Origin of the sequence: Saccharopolyspora rosea (assembly GCF_025643595.1) — a bacterium.
GTDB lineage: Bacteria > Actinomycetota > Actinomycetes > Mycobacteriales > Pseudonocardiaceae > Saccharopolyspora > Saccharopolyspora rosea.
The window spans coordinates 1,471,564-1,489,647 of sequence record NZ_CP102826.1; the positions used below are offsets into that span (position 1 = coordinate 1,471,564).

The 18,084-nt window shown below is 73.0% G+C and carries 16 protein-coding genes; 12 read left to right on the forward strand and 4 right to left on the reverse strand.

Translation table 11 applies throughout. From position 1 onward, the window contains the following. Positions 1-85: 85 nt before the first annotated feature. The 3 genes from NV263_RS07255 (at position 86) to NV263_RS07265 (ending at position 4,227) form a co-directional block, all read left to right on the forward strand. Entirely contained in the window at positions 86-1,402 is a 1,317-nt protein-coding gene (locus NV263_RS07255) for an NYN domain-containing protein (protein ID WP_263251790.1), read from the forward strand. A 395-nt stretch (positions 1,403-1,797) separates the two neighbouring features. After that, positions 1,798-2,847, forward strand: coding sequence for a C40 family peptidase (locus NV263_RS07260; RefSeq protein ID WP_263251791.1), 1,050 nt, complete (start codon positions 1,798-1,800; stop codon positions 2,845-2,847). Positions 2,848-2,946: 99 nt separating this feature from the next. Then, a complete protein-coding gene (locus tag NV263_RS07265) occupies positions 2,947-4,227 on the forward strand; it encodes a hypothetical protein (RefSeq protein WP_263251792.1) in 1,281 nt (426 codons plus the stop codon). Between the two features lie 290 nt (positions 4,228-4,517). On the opposite strand, the gene NV263_RS07270 is transcribed toward NV263_RS07265, so the two are convergent. Then, on the reverse strand, positions 4,518-6,326 hold the full coding sequence (locus NV263_RS07270; RefSeq protein ID WP_263251793.1) for an AMP-dependent synthetase/ligase: 1,809 nt from the start codon (positions 6,324-6,326) through the stop codon (positions 4,518-4,520). A gap of 175 nt (positions 6,327-6,501) precedes the next feature. Here NV263_RS07270 and NV263_RS07275 point away from each other — a divergent pair, with 175 nt between their 5' ends. The 5 genes from NV263_RS07275 (at position 6,502) to NV263_RS07295 (ending at position 10,368) form a co-directional block, all read left to right on the forward strand. Then, entirely contained in the window at positions 6,502-7,290 is a 789-nt protein-coding gene (locus NV263_RS07275) for a metallophosphoesterase family protein (RefSeq protein ID WP_263254097.1), read from the forward strand. A 64-nt stretch (positions 7,291-7,354) separates the two neighbouring features. Beyond that, complete coding sequence (locus NV263_RS07280; RefSeq protein ID WP_263251794.1) at positions 7,355-7,798, forward strand: SRPBCC family protein; 444 nt, start codon at positions 7,355-7,357, stop codon at positions 7,796-7,798. A 20-nt stretch (positions 7,799-7,818) separates the two neighbouring features. After that, positions 7,819-9,033, forward strand: a complete 1,215-nt coding sequence (locus NV263_RS07285; RefSeq protein ID WP_263251795.1) for an ArsA family ATPase — start codon at positions 7,819-7,821, stop codon at positions 9,031-9,033. Between the two features lie 13 nt (positions 9,034-9,046). Continuing rightward, the gene (locus tag NV263_RS07290; RefSeq protein WP_263251796.1) at positions 9,047-9,421 is read left to right on the forward strand and encodes a hypothetical protein; all 375 of its coding nucleotides are present in this window, start codon (positions 9,047-9,049) and stop codon (positions 9,419-9,421) included. Beyond that, positions 9,415-10,368, forward strand: coding sequence for an ROK family protein (locus NV263_RS07295; RefSeq protein WP_263251797.1), 954 nt, complete (start codon positions 9,415-9,417; stop codon positions 10,366-10,368). Before NV263_RS07290 ends, NV263_RS07295 begins: the two co-directional genes overlap by 7 nt. A gap of 426 nt (positions 10,369-10,794) precedes the next feature. Here the strand turns inward: NV263_RS07295 and NV263_RS07300 are convergent, their stop codons facing one another. Together NV263_RS07300 and NV263_RS07305 are read right to left on the reverse strand one after the other, a co-directional pair. After that, positions 10,795-11,226 (reverse strand): DUF308 domain-containing protein, encoded by a 432-nt coding sequence (locus tag NV263_RS07300; RefSeq protein ID WP_263251798.1) that lies wholly within the window; start codon positions 11,224-11,226, stop codon positions 10,795-10,797. Beyond that, positions 11,223-11,990, reverse strand: coding sequence for an alpha/beta hydrolase (locus tag NV263_RS07305; protein WP_263251799.1), 768 nt, complete (start codon positions 11,988-11,990; stop codon positions 11,223-11,225). Before NV263_RS07305 ends, NV263_RS07300 begins: the two co-directional genes overlap by 4 nt. 170 nt (positions 11,991-12,160) lie before the next feature. On the opposite strand from NV263_RS07305, the gene NV263_RS07310 reads away from it, so the two are divergent. The 3 genes from NV263_RS07310 to NV263_RS07320 all read left to right on the forward strand — a co-directional run bounded on the left by NV263_RS07310 (position 12,161) and on the right by NV263_RS07320 (position 14,846). Further along, entirely contained in the window at positions 12,161-12,907 is a 747-nt protein-coding gene (locus NV263_RS07310) for a lysophospholipid acyltransferase family protein (protein ID WP_263251800.1), read from the forward strand. Between the two features lie 289 nt (positions 12,908-13,196). Next, positions 13,197-13,706, forward strand: a complete 510-nt coding sequence (locus NV263_RS07315; protein ID WP_263251801.1) for a polyadenylate-specific 3'-exoribonuclease AS — start codon at positions 13,197-13,199, stop codon at positions 13,704-13,706. Between the two features lie 114 nt (positions 13,707-13,820). Then, entirely contained in the window at positions 13,821-14,846 is a 1,026-nt protein-coding gene (locus NV263_RS07320) for a 6-phosphofructokinase (protein ID WP_263254098.1), read from the forward strand. Positions 14,847-14,879: 33 nt separating this feature from the next. Here the strand turns inward: NV263_RS07320 and NV263_RS07325 are convergent, their stop codons facing one another. Then, positions 14,880-16,472: a Na+/H+ antiporter gene (locus tag NV263_RS07325; RefSeq protein WP_263251802.1), complete on the reverse strand. Its 1,593-nt coding sequence runs from the start codon at positions 16,470-16,472 to the stop codon at positions 14,880-14,882. A gap of 237 nt (positions 16,473-16,709) precedes the next feature. On the opposite strand from NV263_RS07325, the gene NV263_RS07330 reads away from it, so the two are divergent. Further along, positions 16,710-18,038, forward strand: coding sequence for an MFS transporter (locus NV263_RS07330; RefSeq protein ID WP_263251803.1), 1,329 nt, complete (start codon positions 16,710-16,712; stop codon positions 18,036-18,038). The last annotated feature ends 46 nt before the right edge of the window (positions 18,039-18,084 follow it).

Genomic DNA, 18,084 nt, shown 5'->3' on the forward strand with positions numbered 1-18,084 from the left:
CGTCACCGGTCCCGGCGATTAGCCTGTGGGGGTGGCACCGCCGAACCCGGGGTCCGAGCCGACCCCCCTCCCGGACGAGTCCGCTGTGGACAGTGCACAGCGGACAGGTGGTGGCCCGCCGGTCGACTGGGACCGGTTGCCCGGTCCGGTGCGCCAGCGCCTGGCGCACCTGGCCGCCGCCGCGCTGGACGAGACGCGGCCCGCCGACGTCCCCGCGCAGCTGCGGCCGGTGACGCGGTTCGCCCCGGCCAAACGTGCGAAGCTCGGCGAGTCCGCGCTGGTCGCGGCGCTGCGGGACTCCTCGGTGTTCCGCACCGCGGTCGTGGACTGGTGCCGCAACCACCGGCCCGACGCCCTGGCCCTGGAGCACGACGACCCGGCGGTGGTGGCTGCCGCGGCGCTGCTGCAGTGCGCACCGGTCGCCGCGCACTACGTCGAACTGGTGGGCTTCCGGGCCGAACAGGGGCAGCTGCGCGCCGAGCGGGACTCCGCGGTGGCGCGCGCCGACCGGCTGGCGGGCGAACTCGACCGCCTCCGCCGGGAACTGGACGAGGCCCGACAGGCCGCGGCCCGGGTCGGGCAGGAGAACAGCGCCGAGGCCGACCGGCTGCGCAAGCGGCTGCGCGAGCAGGGCATGAAGCTGCGCGAGGCCAAGGACGCCGCGGCGGCGGCGCGCGGCGAACTGGAGCAGCTGCGGGAGCGCACCGACGCGGAGGTCGAGGAGATCGCCGCGGAGCGCGACCGCGAGCGGACGCGCGCGCAGGAGGAGCGCAAGCGCGCGGAGCGCGCGGCGGCCGAGGTGGAGGTCGCGCGGCAGTCGGCGCGCGAGGCCCGGCAGGGCGACGAGGTGCGGCTGACCCTGCTGCTGGACACCCTCGAAGGCGCGATCGGCGGACTGCGCCGCGAGCTGGGGGCCAGCGGCTCCGGTCCGCGTCCCGCGGACGTGGTGCAGCGGGTGCGCGCCCACTCCGGCACCACGCGGGAGATCCCGGACGTCGCGTCGCTGGACCGCCTGCTGACCCTGCCCGCGGTGCACCTGATCGTCGACGGCTACAACGTGACCAAGACCGGGTACCCGGACCTGCCGCTGTCCGATCAGCGGGACCGGCTGGCCCACCAGCTGGCCGCGCTGGTGGCCCGCACCTCGGCCGAGGTGACGGTGGTCTTCGACGGTGCCGACGTGCTGGCGGTGCCGACCGCGGGGCCGCGCGGGGTGCGGGTGCTGTTCAGCGAGTCCGGGGTGCAGGCCGACGACGTGATCCGCGACCTGGTGTCGGCCGAGCCGCTGGGGCGCCAGCTGGTGGTGGCGACCTCCGACCGGGCGGTGGTGGCGTCGGTCCGCCGCCGCGGCGCCTACGCGGTGCCGTCCTCGGTGCTGCTGGCCCGGTTGAACCGGGTGTAGTTGTTCGGCGCGGACTTCGACCGCTCGGCGATCCGACCGCCAGTGGTGGAAGTCATAGTGATCGCGGAAGTGGTGCGGATCTCTCGATCGGGTGAGAGTCGGGTTCACAATTCCAGGTCACCGACCTCGCGCTGCGACTACCGTGAGCGCATAACTCTCCTCCGTTAGAGGTCTTGTGTATGCCCGCGCGAAATTGGGGACCCACTTCTGGACCTTGCGGCTCACCTTTCGTAACCTTACCGGGACTTCGCGGCGATCAGTCCGCCCAACCGGGCGGCCCGCGGAGCACCGCCGAATCGGCTGGTCGGGGAGCCGAACCGGGATCGCACTGGGGGCGCTGTACGACGGATCACTCCCGGTAGGCGGTCTGGAGAGAAGAAGGAGCAGTGCGCGACGTGGCGTCGCACCGACTGAAGCGCTCGCTGCGAGGAGCCCTGACCGCAACGGCGGTCGCCGCCGCCGTCGGCATCTCGGCCTCGGCCGCACCGGCCCTCGCGGATCCGCAACTTCCCGACAACGCCTCGGACGCGGCCAAGCAGGTACGCGACCTGCAGCACCAGGCCGAGCAGCTCACCGAGGACAAGAAGAAGGCCGAGGACGACCACGCGGCCAAGCAGGCCGAACTCGATCGCGCCAACGCCGAGGCCGCCCAGGCCGAGCAAGTGGCCAACCAGGCGCGGGCCACCGAGGAGCAGTTCCGCGAACAGGTCGACCGGCTCACCGCGGCCTCCTACCAGGGCGCACGGCTGAACAAGCTGTCCGCGCTGCTGGTCAGCGAGTCGCCCAACGACTTCCTGGACCGGGCCTCCGCGCTGGACGCGCTGGCCAAGGACAACAACGACGCGATCAAGAAGTTCTCCTCCGCGACCCACCAGGCGGAGGCGGCGGAGAAGGCGGCCAAGGACGCCCGCGCCCGCGCCGCGCAGGCCGAGGCGGACGCCGCCCGCATCGCCGCCGACCTGCAGGCGAAGACCCAGGCGATGCAGGACCAGATCAACAAGGTCCAGCAGCGCTACAACCAGCTCAGCTCCGCCGACCGCCAGTCGCTGGTCAGCGACGGCGACACCGGTGTCGGCAAGCTGCTCGGCTCCGGCGCGGCGGTGACGGCGGTCAACGCCGCGCTGAGCAAGCAGGGTTCGGAATACGTGTGGGGCGCCAAGGGACCGAGCACGTTCGACTGCTCGGGCCTGATGCAGTGGGCCTACAAGCAGGCCGGTGTGAGCATCGGCGCGTCGACCAAGACCCAGGTGAGCGAGGGGCGCAGCGTCTCGGCCAGCCAGTTGCAGCCGGGCGACCTGATCTTCTTCTACAGCCCGGTCAGCCACGTCGGCATGTACGTCGGCAACGGCAAGGTGGTGCACGCCCCGACCGAGGGCGACGTCGTCAAGGTGACCGACTACAAGAAGATCGGCAACGTCACGGCGATGCGCCGCATCGTGGGCTGAGTCCACAGGCGACTTCGCGCACGCCAGGGGGCCGGGTGACCGGCCCCTGGCGTGCGTGTGCGGCGGCACGAGGCCACGGCCCGGCTTACGATCCGGGCCGTGCCTGATTCGGGCGGCCGGCCGACCGCCGCGGTCACCGCGGCGGTGATGGTGGCCGCGGGCGCGGCGGTCTGGTGGTGGCGGCCCGCGCCGGAGCCGGACGCGACGCGCCCGGCGGGGGTCGCCGAGCCCCGCGGGCAGGCGGTCGCCCATCTGCTGGAGCGGCGCGAGAACGCGGTGCGGCGCGGCGACGAGCGGGCGTTCCTGGCCACCGTGGACCCGGCCGCGCCGCCCGATTTCCGGGATCGCCAGCGCCACCTGTTCCGCGATCTCACCGATGTCCCGTTCGCCGAGTTCGACTACCGCGTGGACTCCTCGGAGGCGGGCACCGCGCCGGATGTTCCCGGAGCCGAGGAGTCGTGGGTCCCGCGCGTCGCGCTGCGCTACGCGCTGACCGGGGTGGACATCGTGCCGACGCTGCGCCCGCTCGGCTACGTGTTCGCCCGCCGGGGTGGTGCGTGGTACCTGGCCGCCGACGAAGCGCCCGGACGGCGCACCTGGCGCGGCCCGTGGGACTTCGACGACCTCGTCGTCCGGCGCACCGCCCAGGGCATGGTCCTCGGCCATCCCGGCACCGCCGCGCTCGCCGACCGGGTGGCCCGGCAGATCGACGGGACGGTCGAGCAGGTGTCCGAGGTGTGGGGGCAGGGCTGGTCGCGCCGCGTCGCGGTGGTGCTCCCGGAATCGCGCGCTGAGCTGGAATCGCTGGTGGGCCAGGAGTTCTCGGGTGACGGCATCGCGGCCGTCGCGGTCGCCGACCGCGTGGACACCTCGGCCCGGCGCGTCGAGGGACCCCGCGTGGTGCTCAACCCGCGCACCGCCGCGCGGCTGTCCGACAACGCCCTGCACGTCGTGCTGCAGCACGAGATCACCCACATCGCGACCCGGGCGGACACCGCCGAGGGCGCTCCGATGTGGATGGTCGAGGGGTTCGCCGACTACGTCGGCTACCGCGACAGCGGTCTGAGACCCCGCGACATCGCGCCCGAACTGGTCAGATCGGTGCGCGCGCACGGCCCGCCGCGCGCGCTGCCCGCCGACGCCGACTTCCGCGCCACCGGACGCACCCTCGACCTCGCCTACCAGCGCTCCTGGTCGCTGGTGCGGCACCTGGTCCAACGGCTGGGCGAGCCCCGAGCGGCCCTGCTGTACCGGCGGATCGCCGCGTCCCCCGATCCGTCCGCTGTGGACGCCGCGCTGCACGAGATCGCCGGGATGAGCACCGAACAACTCGTCCGCGACTGGGCCGCCGAGCTGCCACGCACCCTCGGGTCCGGTTAGCCCTCAGTGCCTGTCTTTGAACCTGCTCCCGGAACCCGCGTGGCAAGCGGCGACAGCCGCTTTCTCTTTCGGTGAGTGGTCTCGCCGCTGGCACCGCCGCGGGTTCTCAGCGGTCGTCTCGCGAGGACAGCCCCTCCGCCGTGTATTGGGCATACATCAGGAGGGGCTCCCGGAGCCGGTGTGGCTGTGGCGCGTCAGCGCCTCGTTGGGGGGTGGTGGTCGGGTGACGGGCGGGCCGCTGAGGTTCCGCTCCCGGCACCGCCACGCACAACGAGTTCAAAGACAGGAACTCAGGAGTAGATGGCCTCGATCTCGGTCGCGTGGTTCTCGGCGACCCTGCCGCGCCGGAGCTTCATGCTGGGGGTCAGTTCCCCGGTCGCCTCGGTGAAATCCGCCGGCAGGATGCGGAACTGCTTGATGCGCTCGGCCCGCGACACCGCCCGGTTCGCCTCGTCCACGGCCTCCTGCACGGCCGCGCGCAGTTCCGGGTCGTCGACCAGGTCGGTGACCGGGGTGTCGCGCGGGCGGCCGCGGTCGGCCAGCCAGGACGGCAGGAACTCCGGGTCCAGCGTGATCAGGGCGCCGACGAACGGCTTCTTGTCGCCGACCACCATGCACTGGCTGATCAGCGGGTGCGCCCGCAGGGCGTCCTCCAGCACGGCCGGGGCGACGTTCTTGCCGCCCGCCGTGACGATGATCTCCTTCTTGCGGCCGGTGATCCGCAGGAACCCGTCCTCGTCGAGGGAACCGAGGTCGCCGGTGTGGAACCAGCCGTCTGAGAAGGACTCCGCGGTCGCCTCCGGGTTGTTCCAGTACTCCCGGAACACCACGTCGCCGCGGACCAGCACCTCGCCGTCGTCGGCGATGCGCACCGACGTCCCGGCGACCGGGCGGCCCACCGTGCCGATGCGGCTGGCGCGTTCGACGTTGACCGCGGCCGCCGCGGTCGTCTCCGTCAGCCCGTAGCCCTCCAGCACGGGCACCCCGACGCCCCGGAAGAAGTGCGCGAGCCGCTCGCCGAGCGGAGCCCCGCCGGACACGGCGGCCGCGCAGCGTCCGCCCAGGGCGGCGCGCAGCCTGCCGTACACCAGCTTGTCGAACAGCAGGTGCCTCAGCCGCAGCGGCAGCGAGGGGCCACCGGTGTCCCGGGCCCGGCTGTGGGCGATGGCGGTCTCCTCGGCGGCGTCGAAGATCCGGCCCTTGCCGGTGGCGTGCGCCCGCTGCTTGGCGGTGTTGTAGACCTTCTCGAACACGCGCGGCACGGCGAGCACGAACGTCGGACGGAACGACCGCAGGTCGGCGACCAGGTTCCGCACGTCGCCGGTGTGCCCCAGGGTGATCCGCGCGTACACGCAGGAGATCGCGATGGCGCGGGCCAGCACGTGCGCCATCGGCAGGAACATCAGCATCGAGTTGCCCGGCCGCATCAGCTGCGGGAAGGCGTCGACGTCGGCGCGGACCTCGGCGAGCAGGTTGCGGTGGGTGAGCACGCAGCCCTTGGGGCGGCCGGTGGTCCCGGACGTGTAGATCAGCGTCGCCATGTCGTCGGCGCGCACCGCGCGGCGGCGCCGGTGCACCTCGCGGTCGTCGACGTCGGTGCCCAGCGCGGTCAGCTCGTCCACCGCGCCCGCGGCGCCGTCGCTGGTCGGCCCGTCGATCTGCCAGACGTGGCTGACCTCGGCGAGCCGGCCGACGACCTCGTCGACCTCGGCGCGCTGCTGCTCGGTCTCCACGATGACCGCCCGCGCCCCGGAGTCGCCGAGGATCCACTCCACCTGGTCGGCCGAGGACGTCTCGTACACCGGGACCGTGACGCACCCGGCGGCCCAGATCGCGAAGTCCAGCAGGCTCCACTCGTAGCGGGTCCGCGACATCAGCCCGATCCGGTCGCCGGGTCGCAGACCGGCCGCGACGAACCCGCGCGCCACCGCCAGCACCTGGGCGGCGAAGTCCGCCGCGGTCACGTCCACCCAGGTGCCCTCGACGCGGCGGCGGAAGCTGACGGTGCTGCCGAACCGCTCGGCGTTGGCCCACACCACGTCGGTGAGGTTCTCGTCCTCGGACACCGGGGTGGTGGGGGGTGCGCTGAACTCTCGCACGGGCAAACCTCCGAAAATGCGCTGGCGCAGCACAACCTAACGCCGACCGCCGCGGCGGCGCGATCGCCCGTGCCTTCCCGCGCCGTGGGAGGACCGGGCGGCACCGCGTGACCACCGGTCGCTGAACGCAGTAGTTTCGACGTGCGCCCGGATCGTCGTCGGAATGGAGCTGCACTTGCGCGTCCACGTCGTCTCGGACGTCCACGGCAACGCCGAGGACCTCAAGCGCGCCGGGGAAGGTGCCGACGCGCTCGTGGTGCTCGGCGACCTGATCGACTTCGTCGACTACCACGACCACGCGCGCGGCATCCTCGGACGCGTCTTCGGTCCGGAGAAGGTCGCCCGGTTCGCCGAACTGCGCCGCACCCGGCGGGGCCCCGAGTTCGGCGCCTACGCGCGCTCGCTGTGGGAGAGCCTGTCCAACCCGGCCAAGGTCGTCGAGGAGGCCGTGCGCGAGCAGTACGCCGAGCTGTTCGGCGCGATGACCGCGCCCACCTACGCCACGCCCGGCAACGTCGACGCCCCGCACCTGTGGCCGGAGTTCGCCGGTTCGGGAGTGCACATCCTCGACGGCGACAGCGCGGACATCGGCGGGCTGCGGTTCGGGTTCATCGGCGGCACCTTGATCCCGCCGGGCGCGACGCTGCGGCGGCACGCCGCCTGGGTGCCCTACCTGCGCCCGGAGGACGAGTACGACCAGGTCCTCGCCTCGCTGCCGCCGGTGGACGTGCTGTGCAGCCACCTGCCGCCGGCGGTCCCGGAGCTGACCTACGACGTGGTGGCGCGGCGTCCGGAGCACGGCTCGGCCGCGCTGCTGGAGCGCATCCGCACCGACCGCCCCCGGTGGTCGTTGTTCGGGCACGTGCACCAGCCGCTCGCGCAGCGGGTGCGCGTCGGGCGCACCGAGTGCGTCAACGTGGGGCATTTCCAGCGGACCGGTCGGCCGTACGTCATCGAATGGTGAACGTCGCGACGTCTCGGCGGCTCCTGCGCCCGCCGGTCGCGCACCCACCCGGTAACCTGCGCCCATGGTCGATCAGTCCACCCAGTCCATCGTGATCGAGGCGCCGGCCGCGGAGATCATGGCCGTCATCGCTGATTTCGCCGCGTATCCGGAGTGGGCGGAGGCGGTCAAGGAGACCGAGGTGCTGGCGTGGGGCCCGGACGGCAAGGCCGAGCAGGTCCGCTTCATCCTGGACGCGGGTGTGGTCAGGGACACCTACGTCAACGCCTACGACTGGGCCGACGACGGGCTGTCGGTGAGCTGGACGCTGACCGAGGGGCAGGTGCAGAAGGCGCAGCGCGGCAGCTACCGGCTCGACCCGCTGTCCGCGGAGCGCACCGAGGTCACCTACAGCCTGGCGGTCGACCTGGCGATCCCGATGATCGGCCTGTTCAAGCGCAAGGCCGAGAAGATGATCATGGACACGGCGCTGAAGGAGCTCAAGCGCCGGGTCGAGGGCGCCCGCTGACCGACCAGAGAGCGAGGCCGTTGCGAATCCTGCTGTTCACCGGCAAGGGCGGGGTCGGCAAGACGACCCTCGCCGCCGCCACCGCGGCCCGCGTGGCCGGCCGCGGCGGCAAGGTGCTGGTCGTGTCCACCGACCCGGCGCACTCCCTGGCCGACGCGCTGGGCACCGCGCTCGGGCCGCGACCGCGCGAGGTCCGGCTGCCTGGAGCGGCCGCGCTGCACGCCGCCGAGATCCAGACCCGCGACCTCGTCGACGGGGTGTGGTCCGAGCTGCGCGAACACCTGCGGACCGTGCTGCACGGCGCCGGGGTGGGCGAGGTCGACGCCGAGGAGCTCACCGTGCTCCCCGGGGTGGAGGACCTGCTCGCGCTGAGCGAGGTGCACCGGCTGGCCACCGGGGGCGTGTGGGACACCGTGATCGTCGACTGCGGCCCCACCGCGGAGACGCTGCGCCTGCTCGCGCTGCCCGAGTCGCTGGCCGGGTACCTGGAGCGGCTGTTCCCGACGCACCGCCGCGCGGTGCGCGGACTGCTGGCAGGTCTCGCGGGCAGCGACAACGTGCAGCGCTGGGACGCGGCGGCCGACGCGCTCGGCCGGCTCGCGGAACGCCTGTCCTCGCTCGGCGACCTGCTCACCGCGCCCGGTACCGGCGTGCGGCTGGTGCTCACCCCGGAGGCCGTGGTCACCGCCGAGACCCGGCGCACGCTGACCGCGCTCGCGTTGCAGCAGATCCGGGTGGAGGGCCTGGTCGCCAACCGGCTCGTCCCGCACCCCGGTTCGGCGCGCGGCACGGCCGCCGGCTGGCTGCGCACCCGGCGCCGGGAGCAGGAGCGGGTGCTGGCGGAGCTGCGCGACTCGACCGACCTGCCGGTGCGCACCGTCGAGCACCGCGCGGCCGAACCGGTCGGTGCGGAGGCGCTGCTGGAGCTCGGCGACGAGCTCTACGCCGACGACGACCCGCTCACCGCACCGGCACCGGCACCGGTGATGGAGGTCGGTGGCGGCGGGAAGGAACTGGACGCCGAGTACTCGCTGCGGATCGCGCTGCCGCTGCACCGCGACGCCGAACTGGAGCTGGCGCGCGTCGGCGACGAGCTGGCGATCACCGTCGACGGTCGGCGCCGCCTGGTCGCGCTGCCCGCGGTGCTGCGCCGCTGCGTCGTGGTGTCCGCGGTGGCCGGTGACGATGGGCTGACCGTCGGGTTCCGGCCCGACCCGGACGTCTGGATGCGGTGAAGTGGTGGACCACATGGGACGAGAGGCGAACCACGAGCAACTCGTGGAGGAGCTGCGCGGACTGCTGGACGCGATCGCCGAACGCGCCGAGGACTACCTGCGCGGCTGCCGCCCGGACGGCGCGGACGGCTGCGGCTGGTGCCCGGTGTGCGCGGCCGTGGCGCTGGTGCGCGGGCAACGCCCCGAGGTGGCCGCGCGGTTGACCGAGCACGTCGCCGGTCTCCTGCAGGCGTTGCGGCAGGTCCTCGCCGAGCAGGCGGCGGAACCGGCCGCGGAGGAAGAGCCCGACGAGGAGCAGGAGAAGGGGAAGGTGCAGCGGATCAGCGTGCGCCGGGTGGGCGGGAGCGTGCTGCGCGAACCGGGGAACGGAGCCGATGCGCGGTGCTGACGATCGGTGTTGACGTCGGCGGGACGAGCGTGCGCGCCAGCGTCGTGGACCCGCAGGGCGAGATCCTGGAAACGCTGCGGCGCCCCACCCCTGCCACCGGCCCGGAGCTCAACGCGGCGATCGCGGGCACGGTGCGCGAGCTGGCCGATCGCCACCCGGTGGCCGGAGTCGGGCTCGCCGTCGCCGGTTTCGTCAGCGAGGACCGGCGGGTGGTGCGCTTCGCGCCGCACCTGGCGTGGCGGCACGTCGCGGTCGCCGACGAACTGGCCGAGCGGTTGGGCCTGCCGGTGGTGCTGGAGCACGACGCGAACGCCGCGGGCATCGCCGAGCAGCGGTTCGGAGCCGCGATGGGTGCCGGCGTCGCGGCGCTGGTCGCCATCGGCACCGGGATCGGCGGCGCGCTGGTGATCCGCGGCGAGGTGTTCCGCGGCGCCTACGGCGTCGCACCCGAGCTCGGGCACCTGCGGCTGGTGCCGGACGGCAGGCCCTGCTCGTGCGGCAAGCGCGGCTGCTGGGAGCGCTACTGCAGCGGCACCGCGCTGGCGAGCACCGCCGCCGAGTTCCTCGCCACCGACCCGGACGCGGGCACGCTGCTCGCGGCGACCGATCCGGCGGCGCTGACCGGTGTCGACGTGGCCCGCGCGGCCGAGGCCGGGGATCCGGTCGCCCGCCGCGCGGTCGACGAGCTGGCCCGGTGGTTGGGGGAGGGGCTGGCGCTGGTCGCCGACGTCTACGACCCCGAGGTCGTGGTCATCGCCGGTGGCGTGTCCGACTCGGCGCACCTGTTCCTGGACGCCGCCCGCGAGCACTACGCCGCCTCGGTCACCGGTGCCGGGCACCGGCCGCTGGCCGCGGTCCGGGTGGCCCGCTGCGGCGACATGGCGGCGATCGTCGGAGCCGCCACCCTGGCCCGCGAACACGTCGCGGCAACCCCGAACCCGGCCTAGAGCCTGTCTTTGAACTCGTTTTGGGTGGCGGTGCCGGTGGCGGAACCTCAGCGGCCCGCCCGTCACCCGACCACCACCCCCCCAACGAGGCGCTGACGCGCCACAGCCACACCGGCTCCGGAAGCCCCTCCTGATGTATGTCCGATACACGGCGGAGGGGCTGTCCTCGCGAGACGCCCGCCCGTCGCCCGACCACCGCCCCCCACGGAGGCGCTGACGCGCCGCTGTGCTTGTCGGAGAACCCGCGGCGGTGCACGTGGCGAGACCACTCACCGAAAGAGAAAGCGGCTCACGCCGCTTGCCACGCGGGTTCCGGGAGCAGGTTCGAAGACAGGCACTTAGCCGGCCGTTCCGGCTGAGCTCGCGTTCGTCGGCCTTCGGTGCTGGCGCGCAGTCGGCACCGCTGCGGGGCCGAAGACGGAATTCCTAAACCTGGGCGCCGTCGTCGTCGGAGTCGGGTGGGCGTTGGCGCATCCGCAGCAGGAGCCAGCCGATGCCGCCGCTGATCAGCACCAGTCCCAGCGGCAGCGTCACGGTGGTCGCGAGCCCGGCCAGACCCGGCACCAGCAACAGCAGCAGGCCGACCGCGATCAGCGCGATGCCCACCAGCGTCAGCGGGCGCGGCGTGGGCAGCGGCGGCGGTTCGGGCGGGACGAAGTGCTCCTCGTCCTCGGACTCGGCCGCAGTCCAGTCCCGCGGCCCCTCGGCACGCGGTTCCTCCGCGGCCGGTGCGGACTCGGCGGCGGTGTCCTCCTCCGGCCAGCGGGCGAACGTCGCATCCCGCTCCAGATCGGCCACGATCTCGGCGAAAGCGGCGTCGATGTCCTCCGGGCCGTCGTGGTCGCGGCGCGCGTTCATACGGGTTCCTCGACGCGTTCGCGGTGGATTCGGTGCAGGAACTCGACGCTACCCGCGAACACGCGGGGCGCGTCGTGGTCCAGGGTCGCGACGTGGAAGCTGTCCGCCAACACGATCTCGGTGACGTCCCGGCTGCGCACACCGCCCAGCACCAGTTGCGAGTTCACCGGTTCGACGACGTGGTCCACCGCCGACCGGTAGAGCAGCAGCGGTTGCCGGACCGCGGGGAGGTCGGCGCGCACGACCGTCCACAGTCGCCGCAGGCTCGCCAACGCCCGCAGCGGCACCCGGTCGTAGGCGAGTTCGACGATGCCGGGAGCGGCGATGTCGCCGCCGAGCCCGGCGACCGAGGGCACCACGCGGCTGAGCACCGGTGCCAGCGCCACGGCCTTGCGCAGCGTGGTCACCGACGGGTTGACCAGCACGATCCCGGCGATGTCGGGATGGCGCTGGGCCAGTCGGAGGGTGAGCGCGCCGCCCATCGACTGCCCGAACACGAACACCGACCGGCACCGCTCGCGCAGTGCGGCGAGTTCCCGCTCGACGACGGCGTACCAGTCGGTCCAGCGGGTGCGGCTGAGGTCCTGCCAACGCGTGCCGTGCCCCGGCAGCAGCGGGCAGCGGACCGTGATCCCGGCGGCGGCGAGGTGCTCGCCCCAACCGCGCATGCTCTGCGGTGTGCTGGTGAACCCGTGGCAGAGCAGCACCCCGATGTCGTCCGAGCCGTCGTGCGCGAACGGTTCGGACCCGGAAAGTACGGGCACCGCAAGCCTCCCAACCGCCTCGGCATCCCCTCCTGCGCCACATCATCGTCGCACGCGGGACCGACATGTGGGGCGCTTCGCGGCCAGCCGTCCGGGGCCGCATTGTGCCCGCCCCCGGCGCTTCGTAGGCTGAGCAGGGAACTCGGCGCGGCAGAGGAGGCGGCGGCACAGTGCTGTACTGGGTGATGAAGCACATCCTGCTCGGACCCCTGATGAAGCTCACCTGCCGGCCGCGCATCGAAGGCGTCGAGCACGTTCCCGCCGAGGGCGGGGCGATCCTGGTCAGCAATCACCTGGCGGTCGCCGACTCGTTCTTCATGCCGCTGATGATGCCCCGCCGGGTCACGTTCCTGGCCAAGCGCGAGTACTTCACCGGCAGCGGCCTGAAGGGCAGGTTCAAGAAGTACTTCTTCTCCGGCGTCGGGCAGGTCCCCATCGACCGCTCCAGCGGCGCCGCCGCCCAGGCCGCGTTGGACACCGGCGTCCGGTTGCTGCGCGAGGGCAACCTGCTCGGCGTCTACCCGGAGGGCACCCGCTCCCCGGACGGCCGCTTGTACAAGGGCAAGACCGGGGTGGCCCGGATGGCGCTGGAGTCGAGCGCACCGGTGATCCCGATCGCGATGTTCGGCACCGACAAGGTCAACCCGATCGGCTCGAAGATGTGGCGTCCGCACCGCGTGGTCGTCAAGGTCGGGCCGCCGCTGGACTTCTCCCGCTACGAGGGCCTCGCGGGCGACCGCTTCGTCGAGCGGGCGATCACCGACGAGATCATGTACGCCCTGATGGAACTGTCCGGGCAGGAGTACGTGGACGTCTACGCCGCCAAGGTCAAGGACGACCTGGCCGCCCAGGGCAAGCAGGTCGCCGGCTGGGGCACCCGGTCCGCCGACCGCGTCCCGGAAACCAAGGCGGGCTGACCCCGCCGGACCTCCGCAGCTCGCACCGCCCCCGTCCTGCCCGGCCGGGGGCGGTTTTCGCGCGGCCGGACGCGCTTCCGGGGTGCGCAGCGCCGCCCTCTATGGTCACGGGGCGAAGCCACCCGTCGCGGAGCGCGGTGGGTGGTCGCGGAAATGCTGAGCGTGCTGGGGGAGGGCGGCACATGGAGACCGAGGAGCAGGCCGGAAGGGGGTCCGGCGCTGCGCGGCGGACCGCGGGCCTAGGCTGGGCCGTGCGGAAGCCTGGCGGAGGAAGTGCAGGTCGCGCGCGGTGACGAGGCGATTCTTCTACGACTGCGAGTTCATCGAGGACGGCTACACCATCGACCTGGTGTCGATCGGCGTCGTCGACGAGTCGGGCCGCGAGTTCTACGCGGTGTCCACGGAGTTCGACGAGAGCCGGGCCGGGATGTGGGTGCGCCGCCACGTCCTCCCGCAGTTGCCACCGCCGGCGGACGCGAGCTGGCGGTCCCGGGCCCAGATCCGGGACGACCTGTTCTCCTTCCTGACCGCGCGCGGCGGCGAGAACATCGAGCTGTGGGCCTGGTACGCCGCCTACGACCACGTCGCGCTCGCGCAGCTGTGGGGCGCGATGCCCGCCCTGCCGTCGCGGATCCCCAAGTTCACCCGGGACCTGCGGCAGCGGTGGGAGGACGTGGGCAAGCCGAAGCTGCCCGCGGCGCCACCGAACGCGCACGACGCGCTCGCCGACGCCCGCCACAACCTCGAACGATGGAAGATCATCGAAGAGGTCCGCCGCAAGCGCGGCTACCCGCTGTGAGCGCGCGGGTACTTGCTGCACCGATCCAGTTCGTGACAGTCTGTCCGTGTCGGGGAGAGACGTGGATCACTGATCGGTGCTACTGAGGAGGCGGCGAGTCAGATGCCGGCTGGAATGCGTGTCGGAGTGCTCACGGGCGGCGGTGACTGCCCGGGGCTCAACGCGGTGCTGCGCGCGGTGACCCGCAAGGGGATCTCCGTGCACGGCCACGAGATCCTCGGGTTCCGCAGCGGTTGGCTCGGGCCCGTCGAGGGTCTGACGATGCCGCTGTCGCTGGACACCGTGGAGGAGATCCTCGACCGCGGCGGCACGATCCTCGGCTCCTCCCGCACCAATCCGTACAAGGTGGACGACGGCGTGGCCCGGCTCAGGGCCACCCTGGCCGAGCACCGGGTGGACGCGCTGGTGGCCATCGGCGGCGAGGACACGCTGGGAGTCGCCGAGCAGCTCACGCACGACGGCGTCCCGGTGGTCGGCGTGCCCAAGACGATCGACAACGACCTGGACGCCACCGATTACACCTTCGGTTTCGACACCGCGGTGCACATCGCCACCGAGGCCATCGACCGGCTCCGCACCACCGCGGAATCGCACCACCGGGCGCTGGTCGTGGAGGTCATGGGCCGGCACGCCGGGTGGATCGCGCTGCACTCGGGACTGGCCGGGGGCGCGAACGTGATCCTGGTGCCCGAGCAGCCGTTCAGCGTCGACCAGGTCTGCGAGTGGGTCGAGCGGCGCTTCGAGCGGCAGTACGCGCCGATCATCGTCGTCGCCGAGGGCGCGATCCCGGAGGGCGGCAAGGAACTGCTGGTGACCGGTGAGCGGGACGCCTTCGGGCACGTGCGGCTGGGCGGTGTCGGCACGTGGCTGGCCGACGAGATCGCCAAGCGCACCGGCAAGGAGTCGCGCGCGGTGGTGCTCGGCCACACGCAGCGCGGCGGCACGCCCACCGCCTACGACCGGGTGCTGGCCACGCGGTTCGGGCTGCACGCCATCGACGCGGTGACCGAGGGCGACTTCGGCAAGATGGTCGCGCTGCGCGGGACCGAGATCGTCCGGGTCCCGCTGCGGGAGGCGACCGCGTCGCTGAAGACCGTCCCGCTCGAACGCTACGCCGAGGCCGAGGTCCTGTTCGGCTGACGTCCGGGGCGGGCGCCGGGCGGCGCCCGCCCGTCAGATCTCCAGGCGGGCCTCTTCGAGGTCGAAGTCGTGGATCACGCGGAGCATGACCTCGTTGGAGATCTCCCCGCTGTTGCGCATCCGCACCAGCTGTTCGCGCTGCGCCTCCAGCACCAGCACGACCATCCGCTGGTAGGCCAGCGACCGGTCCTCGTAGTCCTCGTCCCCGCCGTCGCCGTCGTCCGCGAGCGCGCTGAGCCTGCGCCTGCGGTAGTCGTACGCGCGCCGCATCCGATCCACCGAGTCGTCGCGGGTCCAGTCCTGCGCGGCGAGTTCCTCGATCCGCTCCAACGCGGCGTGGGTGGCGGCCAACCGGGCGCGGATCTCGTCGTCGTTCGCGGCGGTTCCCCCGTCGCTGACCCCCAGGGCCCGGATCAGCGCGGGCAACGACAGCCCCTGCACGACGAGCGTTCCCAGGATCACCGCGAAGGTGAGGAACACGATGAGGTCGCGCGGTGCGAACGGGACACCGGGACCGGTGGTCAGCGGCAGGGCGAGCGCCGCGGCGAGCGAGACGCTGCCGCGCATGCCGCTCCACCCGATCAGCAGGCGGTGCCGCGCCCCCGCCCGGCGGTTCCGTTGGCTCGGCCGCCGGTCCACCGCGCGCACCAGGTACGGGACGCTGAAGAACCAGGCCAGCCGCGTCAGCACGACCACTCCGCACACCGCCAGCGAGTAGCCGACGAGGGCGGTCGCCGGGTACCGGCCGAGCCCTTCGATCGTGCCGTCCAGCTGGAGTCCGATGAGGACGAACAGCACGGCGTTGATCAGGAAGTTCACGATGTCCCACACCAGGTAGCCCTGCAGGCGGGCGCGGGCGGGCAGCGCCGGGAAGCTCCGGACGCCGGCGTGCAGACCGGCCGTCACGGCGGCGAGCACGCCCGACGCGCCCACGGCGTTGGCCGGGATGAACGCGGCGTAGCCGGTCAGCAGCGATACCGTCACGCTCACCTGGGGGTCGGCCAGCCGTCCGCGGACCAGCCCGGCCAGCCAGCCGATCACCAGGCCGATGGCGATCCCGCCGACCGCGCCGAGCACGAACGAGAGCGCGGCACCACCCAGCGAGACGGTCCCGCCGACGACGGCCGCGAGCGCCACCCGGTAGGCCACCAGCGCGGTGGCGTCGTTGAACAGCCCCTCGCCCTCGACCGTGCTGACGAGCCGCCGGGGCACCCCCAACCGGCGCATGACCAGGCCCGCCGCGAGCGGGTCGGTCGGGGACACGATCGCCCCGAGGGCGAAGGCGGCGGGCCACGCCAGCTCCGGGACCAGGGTGTGCGCCACCGCGGCGACCGCGACCATCGTCGCCAGCACCAGGCCGACCGAACTCAGCGTCAGCCCGCGCAGGTTCTCCCGGAGGTCGCGGAAGTTCGCCTGGTACGCCGCCAGGTACAGCAGCGGCGGCAGGAACACCAGCAGCACGACGTCCGGTTCGAGCTGGACGTGCGGCAGACCGGGCACGAAGCCGATCACGGCACCGCCGACGACCAGGACGATCGGGTACGGGATCGACAGCAGCCGGGCGAGCGCGGCGAGCGCGGCCACGGCCACCAGCAGTCCGCCGACGAGCACACCCGTGGCACCCATGGCCCACCACCGAACCCGGCCCCGGGGAGCCGCGCCAGAGGACGAAGCCCCGGCATCTCAGCATCCGGACAGCACAGTCCCGGCAGGTAGGTTCTGCGTGCACCGCCCGCGAGCCGCCGAGGAGGAGGGGCCCTGTCCACGCAGCCGGTCGCCGAACGGGAACCCGTCCTGATCCGCTCGGCGCGAGACGTCACCGACCTGGTCAACTCGGGTGCCGCGCGGGGCAGCCACTCGCGGATGATCGTGGCGCTGGCGCTGGGCGGGATCTTCCTCGACGCCTACGACCTCACGTCGCTGGCCTACGGCATCACCGACATCCGCGCCCAGTTCGGGCTCTCGCCCGTCGCGGCGGGAGCGGTCAGCGCCTCGATCAGCGTCGGGGCGATCTTCGGGGCGTGGCTCGGCGGCGTGCTGGTGGACCGGCTCGGCCGGTACCGGGTGTTCATGGCGGACATGCTGTTCTTCGTGGTGTCCGCGCTCGGCTGCGCGCTCGCGCCCAACGCCGCTGTGCTCATCGCCTTCCGGTTCCTGATGGGGTTCGGCGTCGGCATGGACATCCCGGTGGCGATGGCCTTCCTCGCCGAGTTCTCCCGGTTGCGCGGTCGGGGCAGCAAGGGGTCGAGGACCGCCGCGTGGTCACCGGCCTGGTACGGCGCGACCAGCGGCTGCTACCTGGTGATCATGGCGGTGTACTTCCTGCTGCCCGCGGAGCACCACGGTCTGCTGTGGCGGTTCACCGTCGGCTTCGGCGCGGTGCCCGCACTGGTGATCCTGCTGGTGCGCAACAAGTACATGAACGAGTCGCCGTCCTGGGCCGCCGACCAGGGCGACCTGCGGCGCGCCGCGGAGATCCTGCGCGAGTCCTACGGCGTGCACGCCGTCGTCGCCGACGACGCGGAGGACGCCCCGCGCCGGCCGGAGCGGCGCGGGCTGCGCGACTTCGCGCTGCTGTTCCGGCGCCGGTACCGGGCGCGGACGGTGCAGGCGCTGGTCATCGGGCTGGCCCAGACCTTCGGCTACAACGCGGTGGCCTACGGCCTGCCGCTGATCATCGCCGGGCTGCTCGGGCAGGCGGCGCTGAGCACGATCAGCGCCTCGCTGGTGCTCAACCTGGTCTTCGCGATGTCCGGCGGACTGCTGGGCATCCGGCTGGCGAACCGGCCCGGTGCGTGGCCGACGACCACGGCCGGGTTCGCCGTGCAGCTGGCCGCGATGGTCGCGCTGGCGCTGATCGGCGAACCGACCCGGACCGGGTGGGTGCTCGCCGCGATCTGCGCGCTCGGCGCGTTCATGTTCGCCCAGGCCGCTGGCCCGGGCGCGCACTTCATGAGCTTCGCCTCGCTGAGCTACCCGACCTCGATCCGCGGTGTCGGCATCGGGTTCAACCAGGGCACCCTGCGCGTCGGCTCGACGCTGGCGCTGTTCTTCTTCCCGGTGCTCAGCTCCGGGCTCGGCAGCGACGTGTTCTGGGTGCTGGCGGGTGCCCCGGTCCTCGGGCTGGTGGCACTGCTGGCCGAGCGCTGGGAGCCGGTGGGGTACGACGCCGACGCCGGGACCGGCCGTTGACGGGGCGTCGGCGCCCGCCCGAAGATCGGCCGGTCCCACCACCTCG